Below are 14,243 nucleotides of genomic sequence, written 5' to 3'. Positions count from 1 at the left end.
ACTCCGCGAGGCCCGGACGTCTGTGGCACCCGGAACGGACGCACCGGGCGCGCTGTCGGCAGGTGTTCGGACTCGCTCCGGTGCACGAGCCAGGCAAGAGCACCGAAAACACACCGTTGCGGGACAGTTCCGGATTTCCACCGGATTCCCCTGCGACGACAGCGAGCTTGAGCATACATGTGGGGGGCACTCCTCGAAGCACCCCCCACATGTAGTGTCGTTGGGCGTCAGAGCTCTAGGCCGTAGGTGAGCAGGGGATCCATGTCGGCGATCGGCTTCCAGTCCCGTTCGGGGGAGCGGGCGAAGCCCGTCCGCTCGTAGATCCGGTGCGCGGTGGCCATGCCGGGCTGGGTGGAGAGCACCAGGCGCCGGCAGCCCTCGGTCTCCCGCGCCCGCGCCGCACAGGCTCGTACGAGCGCCTCGCCGACGCCCCGGCCACGGGCGTCCTTCGCCACGGCGAGCATCCGGAACTCAGCCTCACCGTCCCGGGCGATGTCGGCCCACGGGCTTGCGGCGGTGGCGAAGGTCACCCCGCCGAGCAGCGTGCCGGACGCGTCCACCGCCACGAGCACCTCTGCCTCGGCGTCCCGCCGGGCCACGTCCCGCAGGACGTGCAGATAGCCGTCGTCCTCGCCGAAGTCGAGGTGTCCGTCGTCGAGATAGGCACGCGCGGTGAGTTCGCCGAGGGCCTCGTACTCCTCGGGCCGTATCGCCCTGATGGTGAAGTCCATGCCGGCAGTCTGCCGCCGGTCACCGTTCCCGCCCACCGAGTTCCCGGCGGGTACGGCGGGCACGCGCCGGTGGCCGGGGAAAGGCGGCGGGCCGCCGCCTTTCCCGCGAGGGGGAAGGCGGCGGCCCGTCGGACGGCCGGGGAGGGCTCAGCAGCAGCGGAAACCCTCGCGCGGATCGGCCTCCCGCGCGTCGGTGCGGCTGCGCTCGAACTCCCGCCGGGTCATCACCTCGGCGTCCGGGTCGCAGCTCCTGGCGTGGGCGACGTACCGGTCGTACACGGCCTCGCCGGACAGCTCGCGCACGTACCAGCGGATCCCGTGCACCGCGCGCCGCAGATGGCGGACCGTGTTCACCGCGCTCATGCCGCGCCGGTCCCGGCCGGCACGTCACCCTGCGACTCGCCCGGTGCGCTCTCCTTGCGCATGCCGCCTCCGGTGCCGAGTCCGGCGGCCACCAGCTCCGCCTTCTCCTCCCGGGTGGGGAACATTCCGGCGGGTGCGACGAGCTTCGACTCGGTGTGCGGTTCCTCGGCGAGCCGGACGCCCTCCGGGTTCCTGATCGCCTTGAGGCAGACCCGGCCCGCGTCGGCGATGACCACGATGATGAGGATCGCGAACAGGGCGGACAGCACACCGTCCACGGTGGAGTTGGTGACGACGGTGTGCATGTCGTCGAGGGACTTGGCGGGCGGCAGCACCTTGTCGGCGTCGATGCCCGCCTGGTACTTGTCCCGCTGGGCGAAGAAGCCGACCCGCGGGTCCTCGGAGAAGATCTTCTGCCAGCTCGCGGTCAGGGTGACGGCGACGTCCCAGGCGAGCGGGATACCGGTGACCCAGGCCCACTTCAGGCGGCCGGACTTGATGAGCAGCGTGGTGCAGACGGCCAGCGCCACGGCGGCGAGCAGCTGGTTGGCGATGCCGAACAGCGGGAACAGCTGGTTGATGCCGCCCAGCGGGTCGTGCACGCCGACCCAGAGGAAGTAGCCCCAGCCACCGACCACGACCGCGCTGGCGAACCAGACGCCCGGCTTCCAGCTGACCTGGCGGAACGGCTTGTAGACGTTGCCCAGCATGTCCTGGAGCATGAACCGGCCGACGCGGGTTCCCGCGTCCACGGTCGTGAGGATGAACAGCGCCTCGAACATGATCGCGAAGTGGTACCAGAAGGCCTTCATCGCGGTACCGCCGATGACGGCGGAGAAGATCTCCGACATGCCCAGGGCGAAGGTCGGCGCGCCACCGGTACGCGAGAGCAGGCTCGCCTCCTCGACGTCCTTGGCCGCCTGGGCCAGCGCGTCGGGAGTGATCGTGAAGCCCAGGTTGGCGACGGCCTCGGAGGCGGACTGGACCGTGGTGCCGACGACCCCGGCGGGGGAGTTGATGGCGAAGTACAGACCCGGGTCGATGATGCAGGCGGTGATCATCGCCATGATGGCGACGAACGACTCGGTGAGCATGGCCCCGTAGCCGATCATCCGGACCTGGGTCTCCTTCTGGATCATCTTCGGGGTGGTGCCCGAGGAGACCAGGGAGTGGAAGCCGGAGAGCGCGCCGCAGGCGATGGTGATGAAGACGAACGGGAACATCGAGCCGGCGAAGACGGGGCCGTCGCCGCGCGTCGCGAAGTCCGTGACGGCGTCCATCTTCATGGCCGGCAGGGCTATGACCACCCCGAGCGCGAGCAGCACGATGGTGCCGACCTTCATGAAGGTCGACAGGTAGTCGCGCGGTGCGAGCAGCATCCAGACCGGGAGCACGGAGGCCAGGAACCCGTACACGATCATCCAGATGACCAGGGTGCCCGGTTCGAGCGTGAAGGTGCCGGCCCAGGACGACTCGGCGACCCAGCCGCCCGCGACGATGGCGAGGAGCAGCAGCGCCACGCCGAGGACCGAGACCTCGGTGACCCGGCCGGGGCGCAGGACGCGCAGATAGACGCCCATCAGAAGGGCGATCGGGATCGTCATGCCGATGGAGAAGACGCCCCACGGAGAGTGGGCGAGAGCGTTGACGATGACCAGGGCCAGCACCGCGAGCAGGATGATCATGATGGCGAAGACCGCGATCAGCGCGGCCGCGCCACCGAACGGGCCGATCTCGTCACGGGCCATCTGGCCCAGCGACCGGCCGTTGCGCCGGGTGGAGAAGAACAGCGTCACCATGTCCTGGACGGCGCCGGCGAAGATGACGCCGACGATGATCCAGATGGTGCCGGGCAGATAGCCCATCTGCGCGGCGAGCACCGGGCCGACCAGCGGACCAGCGCCGGCGACCGCCGCGAAGTGGTGTCCGAAGAGCACCCTGCGGTCGGTCGGGTGGAAGTCGACACCGTTGTCGAGGCGTTCGGCGGGAGTGGCCCGCGTCTTGTCGACCTTCAGTACGCGCCGTGCGATGAACAGGGCGTAGAAGCGGTAGGCGATCGCGTACGAGCCGAGTGCGGCCGCGAGCATCCAGGCGGCGGAGATCTCCTCACCGCGGGAGAGCGCGAGCACGCCCCAGCCCGCCGCGCCCACGAGGGCGACGAGCGACCAGATGGCGATGGACTTCGGAGTGAGTCCCGTTCGCCGTGTATCGGGTGTTGCTTCCGGCTCTGGCATTGCTGCAACCGTCCCCTCGCTGATCACCGTGTAATGCGCAGGAAATCTAGGCGCTCGCTTCGCGCAGCGTCACCCCCCGTCCGCATATCGGTACGGCAACGCTTTTCCGTCCAACTCCCCCGGCGGGCAACGCGAAGGCCCCACGGAGGGTGCTCCGCGGGGCCTTTTCCCATGGCGTTCGGCCGGGCTTCAGCCGTTGGGGCGCTTGAGCCTCGCGACGAACTTGTACCGGTCGCCGCGGTAGACCGAACGCACCCATTCCACGGGCTCGCCCTGGGCGTCCAGCGAGTGGCGGGAGAGCATCAGCATCGGCAGGCCCACGTCCGTACCGAGCAGGCCGGCCTCCCTCGGGGTGGCGAGCGAGGTCTCGATGGTCTCCTCGGCCTCGGCCAGGTGCACGTCGTAGACCTCGGCGAGTGCGGTGTAGAGCGAGGTGTACTTCACCAGCGAACGCCGCAGTGCGGGGAAGCGCTTGGCCGAGAGGTGCGTGGTCTCGATCGCCATCGGCTCGCCGCTCGCCAGACGCAGCCGCTCGATCCGCAGCACGCGCCCGCCGGCCGCGATGTCCAGGAGCCCGGCGAGGGTGTCGTCGGCGGTGACGTAACCGATGTCGAGCAACTGCGAGGTGGGCTCCAGGCCCTGGGCCCGCATGTCCTCGGTGTACGAGGTGAGCTGCAGCGCCTGCGAGACCTTGGGCTTGGCCACGAACGTGCCCTTGCCCTGGATCCGCTCGAGCCGGCCCTCGACGACCAGCTCCTGCAGGGCCTGGCGCACGGTGGTGCGCGAGGTGTCGAACTCGGCGGCGAGGGTGCGCTCCGGCGGGACGGGCGTGCCGGGCGGCAGCGTCTCCGTCATGTCGAGCAAGTGCCGCTTCAGTCGGTAGTACTTGGGCACGCGAGCGGTGCGGGTGGCGACGCCACCCTCCTTCTCCGTACTGCCCGCGTCCGTGGCCATGGCCTGCCTTCCCGACTCCTGTGCTGCTGCCGTCACCGGCTCCTCCGTCTGTCGCGGCTCACATGGTGGCACGGACCGGTCACGGGTCGTCGCCCTCCCTCAGGTGTCGGTCCGATAACGGACCCGACTGCCCTTCTTATACACCCTTGACACCCCTAAAGGTCTAGGCCAAGCTCCCGGTACTGGTCTAAACCATTAAAGACCAGGTCCCAGCCCCGACGAGCTTTACTCGGCGTTTGTCTTCGCGCGGTGGGCAGGGGTTGCAGGCATCCCTGAGGAGGGTGGCGTGAAGCGCAAGCTCATCGCGGCGATCGGCGTCGCGGGCATGATGATCAGCATCGCGGCGTGTGGCGGTTCCGGCAAGGGTGGGGACTCGGCCGGAGGCGACGTCAAGGAGATCACCGTCTGGCTGACGGTGGACGCCCAGAACAACTGGCCCGAGCTGGTCAAGGCCGCCGATGACGCGGTGACCAAGAAGCACCCGGGCATCAAGATCAACCACGAGTACTACGGCTGGCCGGACAAGAACACCAAGCTCGACGCGGTGCTCGCCACGGACAAGGCCCCGGATGTTGTCGAAATGGGCAACACCGAGATGATCAGCTACATGGCCAAGGGCGCCTTCGCCGAGGTCGACGCGTCGAAGTTCGAGAACTCGGACAAGTGGCTCGACGCCCTCAAGGACTCGGTCACCTACAACGGCAAGACCTACGGCGTCCCCTACTACGCCGGTGGCCGCGTGGGCACCTGGCGCAAGGACATCGCCGCCGAGGCCGGCGTCAAGGCCGCCCCGAAGACCTGGGCCGAGCTGACCGCCGCGCTCGACGCCATCCAGAAGAAGAAGGGCGGCAAGTTCAGCGCCTGGTACCAGCCGTCGCCGGACTGGTACGCCGCGATGTCCTTCGTCTACGACGCCGGCGGCTCCATCGCCAAGCAGGACGGCGAGACCTGGAAGGCGAACCTGTCCTCGCCGGAGTCCATCAAGGGCCTCACCGAGTACAAGAACATCGTCGACAAGTACATGCACGGCGACAAGACCAAGGACGAGTCCGACCGCCCGGTCGTCTTCGGCCAGGGCAACGCCGCCACGATGTTCGCCGCCGGCTGGGAGGGCGCCACCGCGGCCGACCCGAAGAGCGACAAGGTCGGCGGGCTGAAGGACAAGCTCGAGAACTTCGTGATGCCCGGCCCGTCCGGCAAGAACCTCCCCGTCTTCCTCGGCGGCTCGGACCTGGCCATCCCGGTCAAGTCCAAGGCGCAGGGCGTCGCGGCCGAGTGGATCGCCGCCTTCACCGGCGCCGAGGGCCAGAAGGGCCTCGTCGCCAAGGGCAATCTGCCCAACAACAAGGCGGACCTCGCCCCGCTGAAGGCCGACCCGGCGACCGCCGTCCCGGCCACCGCGGCCGAGTCGAGCTGGTTCGTGCCGACCGCCCCGGGCTGGGGCCAGGTCGAGAAGGCCCAGACCCTCAAGACGATGCTCATCGACATCGCCAACGGCAAGAAGTCGGTCGAGGCCGCCGCCAAGGACGCGGACGCCGCGATCGACAAGGTCATCAACACCAAGTGACCTGTGGGCAGGGCCCCGTCACGCGCGACGACGGGGCCCTGCCGCCCGTATGCACGAGAGGGATCGCTGAGGAGCACGGGATGAGTGCCGCAGACACAACCACCGCGAAGGTGCCGCCGGTGCGGCAATCGCCACCATCCGGCCCCGGAGCCGGTACCCCCGGGAAGCCAGGGGAGAAGCCGTCCACGACAGCCGGCCGAGGCGGGGGCGGAATCCCCTGGCTGTTGCTCGCGCCCTGCCTGCTCGTCCTGCTCCTCGTGCTCGGCTATCCGCTGGTGCGCCTGGTCACACTCTCCTTCCAGAAGTTCGGCCAGCCGCAGCTGTGGGGCTTCCAGGAGGCCGAGTCGGCCGGCTTCGAGAACTTCTCGAAGATCCTCGGGGACACCGAGTTCTGGACCGTCGTCCTGCGCACCGTCCTCTTCACGGCGGGGGCGGTGATCCTCACCATGGTCCTCGGAATGATGATCGCCCTGCTGCTCCAGAAGGTCTCCGGCTGGGTCAAGGCCCTCGTCAACATCGTGCTCGTGGCGAGCTGGGGCATGCCCATCATCGTGGCCACCGCCATCTTCAAGTGGCTCTTCGACGCCGACTACGGCGTGCTCAACTGGCTGCTGAGCAGGCTCCCCGGCGTCGACATGATCGGCCACAACTGGTTCGCCAGCGGCCCCCAGGGCCTCGCCGTGATCATGCTGCTCGTCGTCTGGGGCGCCGTCCCCTTCGTCGTGATCACCCTCAGCGCCGGTCTCACCCAGGTGCCCAAGGAGCTCGAAGAGGCCGCCCGCCTCGACGGCGCCGGAGCCTGGGGCGTCTTCCGCTTCGTCACCCTGCCGATCCTCAAGCCCATCATCGTCATGCTGACCACGCTCTCGGTGATCTGGGACATGGGCGTGTTCCCGCAGGTGTACGTGATGCGCAACGGCCATCCCGAGGCCGAGTTCCAGCTCCTGACCACGTACTCCTTCGACCGGGCGTTCGTCGTCAACGACTACGGCACCGGCTCGGCGATCGCGCTCGTCACGGTCCTCCTGCTGCTCGGCGTCGTCGCCGTCTACATGCGCCAGATGCTCAAGATCGGAGATGTGGAGTGAGCACCGCGACCGCGCAGACCACGCCGCCCGCAGTCACCCGGCCGCGCAAGTCCAGGCTCGGCTGGAACCTGCTGGGACTGCTCGTCTTCGTCACGGCCGGCTTCCCGGTCTACTGGATGGTGAACACGGCCTTCAAGCCGGCCAAGGACGCCATCGACCCGGACCCGCACTTCTTCCCCTCCACCTTCACGCTGGAGAACTTCAAGCGGGCCCTGGAGATCGCGGACTTCTGGGGTCCCGTCCTGCGCAGCTTCGTCGTCTCCGGCGTCGTGGTCGTCATCGGCATCGTCGTCGGCATGCTGGCGGCGCTCGCCATCTCCCGCTTCGCCTTCCGCGGCCGCAAGATCGTGATCGTCGGCATCCTCGCCGTCCAGATGGTCCCGCTCGTCGCGATGATCATCCCGGTCTTCCTGCTCCTCAACGACCTCGGTCAGTACGACAGGCTCAGTGGCCTGGTCATCACGTACCTGACCTTCGTCCTGCCCTTCACGGTCTGGACGCTCCGCGGCTTCATCGTCAACATCCCGAAGGAGCTGGAGGAGGCGGCCATGGTCGACGGCTGCACCCGCACCGGCGCCTTCGTCCGGGTCGTCTTCCCGCTGCTCGCCCCGGGCATGGTCGCCACGTCCGTCTACGCCTTCATCCAGGCGTGGAACGAGTACCTCTACGCGCTGATGCTGATGAGCCAGCAGAACCAGACGGCCACCGTCTGGCTCTCCAACTTCATCACCAAGAACGGCACCGAGTACGCCCCGATGATGGCCGGCTCCACCATGATGGCCGTCCCCATCGTGATCCTCTTCCTCCTTGTCCAGCGCAAGATGGCGGCGGGTCTCACCGCCGGCGCGGTGAAGGGATAACGCAGCCCCATGACGACTCTTGTACGTGGATCACGGACCCTGACCCGTGACGCGCTCACGGTCCTCCAGCCCGGCTTCACCGGCACGACCGCCCCCGACTGGCTCCTGCGCCGGATCGGTGAGGGTCTCTCCTCCGTCGGCCTCTTCGGCCGGAACATCGCCTCGCCCGAACAGCTCGCCGCGCTCACCGCGCGGCTGCGGGCCGAGGGGGACGACGTCCTGGTCGCCATCGACGAGGAGGGCGGGGACGTCACGCGACTGGAGGTCCGGCACGGCTCGTCGTTCCCCGGCAACTACGCGCTCGGCTCGGTCGACGACGTGGACCTCACCAGGGCCGTCGCCCGGGAGCTCGGCCGCCGTCTCGCCGAGTGCGGGGTCGACCTCAACTGGGCGCCCTCAGCGGACGTGAACTCCAACGCCGAGAACCCCGTCATCGGCGTCCGGTCCTTCGGCGCCGACCCGGAACTGGTCGCCCGGCACACCGTGGCGTACGTCGAGGGCCTCCAGGCCGTCGGCGTCGCCGCCTGCACCAAGCACTTCCCCGGACACGGCGACACCAACGTGGATTCGCACCACGCGCTGCCCCGGATCGATGTGGACCTCGCCACACTGCACGCCCGTGAGCTGGTACCTTTCCGCGCCGCGATCGCCGCCGGTACCAAAGCGGTCATGAGCGCGCATATTCTGCTCTCCGCGCTCGACCCCGATCGTCCGGCCACCCTGAGCCCGCAGATCCTCACCGGTCTGCTCCGCCAGGAGCTGGGCTTCGAGGGGCTGATCGTCACCGATGGCATGGAGATGCGGGCCATCGCGTCGACGTACGGCATCGAGCGCGGATCCGTCCTCGCGATCGCCGCGGGCGCCGACGCCATCTGCGTCGGCGGCGGGCTGGCCGACGAGGGCACCGTACTGCGCCTGCGCGACGCGCTGGTCGACGCGGTACGGACCGGTGAACTGCCCGAGGAGCGGCTGGCCGACGCCGCGGCGCGCGTGCGCGCCCTGGCGTCCTGGACCCAGGCGCACCGGGTCAGGGGGGCTGTATCGGGGCCGGGCGCGGCAGTGCAGGAGGGGACCGCGCCCGGCACCGAGATCGGGCTCGTGGCGGCCCGCCGGGCGCTGACGGTGACGGCGAGGGAGCGTCACACGCCGATCACCGGCCCTCCCTATGTCGCCGCCTTCACCCCGGTCGCCAACTTCGCGGTCGGTGACGAGACGCCGTGGGGCGTCGCGGCGGAGCTGGAGCGGCTGCTGCCGGGCACCACGACGGGCTCGTACGACACCTCCTCGGTGGCCGCGGTGCTCGCCGCCGCGGGGGAGCGCCGGATCGTGGCGGTCGTACGGGACGCCCACCGGCACCCGTGGATGGCCGAGGCCCTGGACGCCCTGCTCGCGGCCCGCCCGGACACCGTGGTGGTCGAGATGGGCCTGAACGGCTCGGAGCCCCGTGGCGCCCTGCACATCGCCACGCACGGCGCGGCGCGGGTCTGCGGCCGGGCAGCGGCGGAGGTCATCGCCGGCGTCTGACAGCGATACGGAAGGAGGGGCCCGACACCTGAACAGGTGCCGGGCCCCTCCACGTACCGCCGATCGCCGACGCCTGCCCAGGGGGTGTCTTGTGGACTCTTTTCAGATGCCCTGCCAAGCGGGCTTGTTCGCGAACGTGTGGCGGAAGTAGTCCGCCAGCTTCAGCTTGGAGGCGGCGGCCCCGTCCACCACGACCGTGGCGTGCGGGTGCAGCTGCAGCGCGGAGGCCGGGACGAGCGCGGCGACCGGGCCTTCGACGGTCTGGGCCACGGCGTCGGCCTTGCCCTCGCCGGTGGCGAGGAGGACCAGGTGCCGGGCCTCCAGGATGGTGCCGATGCCCTGGGTGATGACGTGGTGCGGCACCTGCTCGATGTCGTCGTCGAAGAAGCGGGCGTTGTCGACCCGGGTCTGTTCGGTGAGCGTCTTGATCCGGGTCCGGGAGGCGAGCGAGGAGCAGGGCTCGTTGAAGCCGATGTGCCCGTCGGTCCCGATGCCCAGGATCTGCAGGTCCACGCCGCCGGCGTCTCGCAGGGCCCGGTCGTAGGCCTCGCAGGCCGCCTGGACGTCCTCGGCCGAACCGTCGGGGCCCATGAAGGCCTCCGGGGAGAGCCCGAGCGGCTCGACGACCTGGCGCAGGACGGTGGAGCGGTACGACTCCGGGTGCCCGGCGGGCAGCCCGACGTACTCGTCCAGCTGTGCGATCCGCGCCCGCGAGGCGTCCACGGCACCGGCCTCGACCTGCGCGATCAGGGCCTCGTAGATGGGCAGCGGAGTCGAGCCGGTGGCCACGCCGAGCAGCGCGTCGGGCTTGCGGCGCAGGAGGCCCGCGATGCCGTCGGCGATGAGCGCGCCGCCTGCCGTGGCGTCCGGGACGATGACAACTTCCACGCTGTGCCTGCCGATCGTGTGAGGGGCCTGTGTGGTATAGACCAATCATAGCGAAATCTAGCAGAGGAAAGGGCTCGCGCTCGGGTCCGTCCGTGAGCCGGACCCGGACCCGGACCCTTCCATCCTCGGCCGCCACCACCCCACGAGCCACTCGGCATCAGGCGAGGGAGCCTCCCGTGGCGTCGATCCACTGGCCCGTCACCCAGCGCCCGTCGTGCGAGGCCAGGAAGGCCACCACGTCCGCGATCTCCGCCGGCGTGCCGACCTTTCCGAGGGCCGACATCGCCGCCGCCCCGGCCCACGCCTCCTCGTTCCCGCGCAGCCAGCTCGCGTTGATGTCCGTGTCCACGATCCCGGGCGCCACGGCGTTGACCGTGATGCCCCGCTCGCCGAGCACCTTGGACAGATAGCGCGTGAACACGTCCAGGGCGCCCTTCGACATCGCGTACGCGATCGTGTCCGGCATCATCGCCGCCCGGCTCAGGCCCGTGGAGACATTGACGATCCGGCCCCCGTCCCGCAGTCGTTCGGCACCGAGCCGCGCCAGGAAGAACGGCGCCTTGGTGTTGACCGCGAAGAGCCGGTCGTACTCCGCCTCCTCGATCGTCGCGAACGGCCGCGAGGCCCCTATCCCCGCGTTGTTGACCAGGATGTCCAGGCCGTCGGCCCGGGCGTCGAACGCCTCCCACAGCGCCGCCGCGTCTCCCGGCACGCCCAGCTCCTGCCCGATCGCGAACGCCTCGCCGCCCGCGGCCTCGATCGCCGTGACCGTCTCCTTCGCCGCCGCCTCGTTGCTTCCGTAGTGCACCGCGACCCGCGCCCCGTCCCGCCCGAGCCGCTCGGCGATCCCTCGTCCGATGCCCCGGCTGCCGCCCGTGACCAGCGCCGTCTTCCCCTTGAGCTTCCCCTCGAGCGCGCCCATGACGAGCCCCCCTCACTTCCCTAGTGGTCGTTACAGAAAGAACCGTACCACTTTGCGTAGCGCCCGCTATAGAATTGGCGTCATGACGACAAGACAGCGTGGCCGGCCGCGCTCCTTCGACCGCCTGACGGCGCTGGAGCAGGCCACGATGGCGTTCTGGGAGCACGGGTACGAAACGACGTCCGTCTCCGACCTCACCCGCGCCATGGGCATCAGCGCCCCGAGCCTGTACGCGGCCTTCGGCGACAAGCGCACCCTGTTCGAGGAGGTCGTGGAGGCGTACGCCGGCTCGTACGGCGCGTACGGCGGCCGGGCCTTCGCGGAGGAGCCGACCGCGCGCGGCGCGCTGGGCCGGCTGCTCAGGGAGGCGGCGGACGTCTTCACCGATCCGTCCCACCCCCGTGGCTGCCTGATGATCTCCGCCGCGGTCAACTGCTCCACGCCGGAGGTGGAGGAAGCCCTGCGCGAGCGCCGCAACCGCAACCTGGCGTCCTTCGAGGCGCGGATCCGCGCGGGTGCCGAAGCGGGGGAGCTGCCCGCCGGCACCGACGCCGGCGCGCTGGCCCGCTTCTGCGGCGCGGTGCTGCAGGGCATGTCCCAGCAGGCGCGCGACGGGGCGACGCGGACGGAGCTGGAGGCGGTGGCGGAGATCGCGATGCTGGCCTGGCCGCAGGCGGGGGTGCCGGTGGCGGCCACCGGAAAGGCGCCGGAAGCGGGAAAGGCCCGGGAAACACCCGCGGGCCGCGGCGCCTGACGGGACCCTCAACCCGTCCGGCACCGCAGCCCGGAGTTGCCCGGCCGGGGGTGTGCGGTCCCTCGGCCGTTGTGGGAGGTCTCGGCGCAGTCAGGGCAGAGAGCGCCGGGTACCTCGTCCACCCTCCTGTGCGGGGAGGGCGGAGGTCATGATGGGATGCTGCTCGGCCATTGTGGACTAGACCATTCGGTAAGTCCATCCATGGGAGCGGGGTGCTTCCCGGTCCATCCTCCAACACGAACGCCCTGAGATCCAGGTTCAGCGGCCTCCGATTCCGCGGGTACGCTCGCACCTGTGCCCTCCATGAACGACCTCGTACGCCAGCACACCGCTCTGAGTGAGTCCGACCTCGAGTGGCTCCACCTGCTGGTCTCGGAGTGGCAACTGCTCTCCGACCTCTCCTTCGCGGACCTCGTCCTGTGGGTCCCCACCCTGGACGGCACTCGCTACGTCTCCGTCGCCCAGATGCGACCCAACACCGGCCCGACCTCCTACCAGGACGACATGGTCGGCCACCTGGTCCCGCGCGGCCGCCGCCCGCTCCTCGACGCCGCCCTCGACGAGGGCCGGATCGTGCGCGAGGGCGACCCCGAATGGCGCGAGGAGGTTCCGGTACGGGTCGAGTCCATCCCGGTCCGCAGGGAGGGCCGTGTCCTCGGCGTCATCGCCCGCAACACCAACCTGCTGACGGTGCGCACCCCGAGCCGGCTGGAGCTCACCTACCTCCAGTCCGCCTCCGACCTCGCCCAGATGATCGCCGCCGGTGCCTTCCCCTTCCCCGGCGAGGTGGTCGACATGGACTCCTCGCCGCGCGCCGGCGACGGCCTGATCCGCCTCGACGCCGACGGCATCGTCCAGTACGCCTCGCCCAATGCCCTCTCCGCGTACCACCGGCTCGGCCTCGCCGCCGACCTCGTGGGCCAGCACCTCGGCCAGATCACCGCCGAACTCGCGCCCTCCCGCGGCCCGGTCGACGAGGCTCTGGTCAAACTGGCCTCCGGTTACGCGCCCCGCGAGGCGGAGGTCGAGGGCAACGGCGGTGTGATCCAGCTGCGCGCGATTCCGCTCAAGCCCAAGGGCACCCGCATCGGTTCACTCGTCCTGCTCCGCGACGTCACCGAACTGCGCCGCCGCGAGCGTGAGTTGATCACCAAGGACGCCACCATCCGGGAGATCCACCACCGGGTGAAGAACAACCTCCAGACGGTGGCCGCGCTGCTGCGCCTGCAGGCCCGCCGGATGGACTCCGACCGGGGTCGCGAGGCCCTCAACGAGGCGGTGCGCAGGGTCGGTTCCATCGCGATCGTCCATGAGACGCTGTCTCAGAACCTGGATGAAAGGGTCGAGTTCGACGAGATCGCCGACCGGGTGATCGCGATGGTCGCCGAGATCTCGCCCGGCAAGGTCGGCTGCCGGCGCAACGGCCGCTTCGGCATCCTCGACGCCGAGGTCGCCACCCCGCTGTCGATGGTCCTCACCGAAATCCTCCAGAACGCGCTGGAGCACGCCTTCGCGCCGGGTGAGCAGGGAACGGTCGAGGTCACGGCCGTCCGCGGCGAGCCCCGGGTCGACGCCCGTCTGCTGATCACGGTCCAGGACGACGGCCGCGGCCTGCCCGAGGGCTTCGATCCGCAGCGCGCCGGGAACCTGGGTCTGCAGATCGTGCGGACACTGGTGGAGGGCGAGTTGGGCGGCAGCTTCGACATGCTGCCGGGCGCAGGACGCGGTACCAAGGTCGTCCTCGACATCCCCGTACAGCCCCAGAAGTAGTCGACCGGGCCGTACACAGCAGCGAGCCCCGGACCGAAGACGATCGGTCCGGGGCTCGAATGCTGTGGGTTACTGCTGCGCGCTGCGGCTCGGGGGGCGGTGATTGCGCACGCTATGTACGCGCCGCTTGCCTCAGGCTTGTCAGGGTGTTCAGGCGCTGGCGTTGCGCGCCCGGTTGCGAGCGGCGCGGCGCTTCATGGCACGGCGCTCGTCCTCGCTGAGGCCACCCCAGACGCCGGAGTCCTGGCCGGACTCGAGCGCCCACTGCAGGCACTGCTCCATGACGGGGCAGCGGCGGCAGACGGCCTTGGCTTCCTCGATCTGCAGCAGCGCAGGACCGGTGTTGCCGATGGGGAAGAACAGCTCGGGGTCTTCCTCACGACAAACGGCGTTGTGACGCCAGTCCATGGCTGCTACCTCTCTTGGTATTACGTGCGGGTTGCTTGTGAATGTGAACGCTTTCACGAATCCCCCCGCAAGGGAAGGGCCGACTGCCAGATGAACTGGTGTGGTCCTTGGACTGAGGAGGGGTTCTGGCTCTCAGTGGAGGCCGGTCTTGCGGGCCGTCCCGATCGCCATGAAGAGATT

General features: G+C 69.7%; 13 protein-coding genes and 1 riboswitch. Of the genes, 6 read left to right on the top strand and 7 right to left on the bottom strand.

From position 1 onward, the window contains the following. Window positions 1-40: 40 nt before the first annotated feature. Window positions 41-175, bottom strand: a riboswitch (cobalamin riboswitch). A gap of 52 nt (window positions 176-227) precedes the next feature. From IE136_RS13705 to IE136_RS13690, 4 genes are all read right to left on the bottom strand, one after another. Further along, on the bottom strand, window positions 228-731 hold the full coding sequence (locus IE136_RS13705) for a GNAT family N-acetyltransferase (protein ID WP_158990275.1): 504 nt from the start codon (window positions 729-731) through the stop codon (window positions 228-230). A gap of 147 nt (window positions 732-878) precedes the next feature. After that, the gene (locus IE136_RS13700; RefSeq protein WP_158990277.1) at window positions 879-1,094 is read right to left on the bottom strand and encodes a YbdD/YjiX family protein; all 216 of its coding nucleotides are present in this window, start codon (window positions 1,092-1,094) and stop codon (window positions 879-881) included. Next, a complete protein-coding gene (locus tag IE136_RS13695) occupies window positions 1,091-3,328 on the bottom strand; it encodes a carbon starvation CstA family protein (protein WP_158990279.1) in 2,238 nt (745 codons plus the stop codon). Before IE136_RS13695 ends, IE136_RS13700 begins: the two co-directional genes overlap by 4 nt. Window positions 3,329-3,517: 189 nt before the next feature. After that, a complete protein-coding gene (locus IE136_RS13690; RefSeq protein ID WP_158994681.1) occupies window positions 3,518-4,282 on the bottom strand; it encodes a GntR family transcriptional regulator in 765 nt (254 codons plus the stop codon). Window positions 4,283-4,568: 286 nt separating this feature from the next. Here IE136_RS13690 and IE136_RS13685 point away from each other — a divergent pair, with 286 nt between their 5' ends. The 4 genes from IE136_RS13685 to IE136_RS13670 all read left to right on the top strand — a co-directional run bounded on the left by IE136_RS13685 (window position 4,569) and on the right by IE136_RS13670 (window position 9,321). Then, the gene (locus IE136_RS13685) at window positions 4,569-5,849 is read left to right on the top strand and encodes an extracellular solute-binding protein (RefSeq protein WP_158990281.1); all 1,281 of its coding nucleotides are present in this window, start codon (window positions 4,569-4,571) and stop codon (window positions 5,847-5,849) included. Window positions 5,850-5,929: 80 nt separating this feature from the next. Continuing rightward, complete coding sequence (locus IE136_RS13680) at window positions 5,930-6,937, top strand: carbohydrate ABC transporter permease (RefSeq protein WP_158990283.1); 1,008 nt, start codon at window positions 5,930-5,932, stop codon at window positions 6,935-6,937. Further along, window positions 6,934-7,797, top strand: a complete 864-nt coding sequence (locus IE136_RS13675; protein WP_158990285.1) for a carbohydrate ABC transporter permease — start codon at window positions 6,934-6,936, stop codon at window positions 7,795-7,797. The genes IE136_RS13680 and IE136_RS13675 overlap by 4 nt, the downstream gene beginning before the upstream one ends. A 9-nt stretch (window positions 7,798-7,806) precedes the next feature. After that, complete coding sequence (locus tag IE136_RS13670) at window positions 7,807-9,321, top strand: glycoside hydrolase family 3 protein (protein ID WP_189600466.1); 1,515 nt, start codon at window positions 7,807-7,809, stop codon at window positions 9,319-9,321. Window positions 9,322-9,423: 102 nt separating this feature from the next. On the opposite strand, the gene nagB is transcribed toward IE136_RS13670, so the two are convergent. Beyond that, window positions 9,424-10,209: a glucosamine-6-phosphate deaminase gene (nagB, locus tag IE136_RS13665; protein ID WP_189600465.1), complete on the bottom strand. Its 786-nt coding sequence runs from the start codon at window positions 10,207-10,209 to the stop codon at window positions 9,424-9,426. 157 nt (window positions 10,210-10,366) lie between these two features. Continuing rightward, entirely contained in the window at window positions 10,367-11,131 is a 765-nt protein-coding gene (locus tag IE136_RS13660) for an SDR family oxidoreductase (protein WP_189600464.1), read from the bottom strand. 82 nt (window positions 11,132-11,213) lie between these two features. On the opposite strand from IE136_RS13660, the gene IE136_RS13655 reads away from it, so the two are divergent. Together IE136_RS13655 and IE136_RS13650 are read left to right on the top strand one after the other, a co-directional pair. After that, window positions 11,214-11,885, top strand: coding sequence for a TetR/AcrR family transcriptional regulator (locus IE136_RS13655; RefSeq protein ID WP_158990293.1), 672 nt, complete (start codon window positions 11,214-11,216; stop codon window positions 11,883-11,885). Window positions 11,886-12,188: 303 nt separating this feature from the next. Further along, on the top strand, window positions 12,189-13,655 hold the full coding sequence (locus IE136_RS13650; RefSeq protein WP_158994683.1) for a sensor histidine kinase: 1,467 nt from the start codon (window positions 12,189-12,191) through the stop codon (window positions 13,653-13,655). A 150-nt stretch (window positions 13,656-13,805) separates the two neighbouring features. Here the strand turns inward: IE136_RS13650 and IE136_RS13645 are convergent, their stop codons facing one another. Then, window positions 13,806-14,063: a WhiB family transcriptional regulator gene (locus tag IE136_RS13645; protein WP_003953983.1), complete on the bottom strand. Its 258-nt coding sequence runs from the start codon at window positions 14,061-14,063 to the stop codon at window positions 13,806-13,808. Window positions 14,064-14,243 lie beyond the last annotated feature (180 nt).

This window comes from Streptomyces lateritius (assembly GCF_014649715.1).
GTDB classification, from domain to species: Bacteria; Actinomycetota; Actinomycetes; order Streptomycetales; family Streptomycetaceae; genus Streptomyces; species Streptomyces lateritius.
Note: the sequence above shows the minus strand (reverse complement) of the source record. Positions and strands in the feature narration are given on the sequence as shown.

Bases quoted from the DNA above. Each gene is read 5' to 3' on its own strand.
- IE136_RS13690 (WP_158994681.1), bottom strand. From the start codon at position 4,282: ATGGCCACGGACGCGGGCAGTACGGAGAAGGAGGGTGGCGTCGCCACC.
- IE136_RS13645 (WP_003953983.1), bottom strand. From the start codon at position 14,063: ATGGACTGGCGTCACAACGCCGTTTGTCGTGAGGAAGACCCCGAGCTG.
- IE136_RS13655 (WP_158990293.1), top strand. From the start codon at position 11,214: ATGACGACAAGACAGCGTGGCCGGCCGCGCTCCTTCGACCGCCTGACG.
- IE136_RS13680 (WP_158990283.1), top strand. From the start codon at position 5,930: ATGAGTGCCGCAGACACAACCACCGCGAAGGTGCCGCCGGTGCGGCAA.
- IE136_RS13660 (WP_189600464.1), bottom strand. From the start codon at position 11,131: ATGGGCGCGCTCGAGGGGAAGCTCAAGGGGAAGACGGCGCTGGTCACG.
- IE136_RS13650 (WP_158994683.1), top strand. From the start codon at position 12,189: ATGAACGACCTCGTACGCCAGCACACCGCTCTGAGTGAGTCCGACCTC.
- IE136_RS13705 (WP_158990275.1), bottom strand. From the start codon at position 731: ATGGACTTCACCATCAGGGCGATACGGCCCGAGGAGTACGAGGCCCTC.
- IE136_RS13670 (WP_189600466.1), top strand. From the start codon at position 7,807: ATGACGACTCTTGTACGTGGATCACGGACCCTGACCCGTGACGCGCTC.
- IE136_RS13700 (WP_158990277.1), bottom strand. From the start codon at position 1,094: ATGAGCGCGGTGAACACGGTCCGCCATCTGCGGCGCGCGGTGCACGGG.
- IE136_RS13695 (WP_158990279.1), bottom strand. From the start codon at position 3,328: ATGCCAGAGCCGGAAGCAACACCCGATACACGGCGAACGGGACTCACT.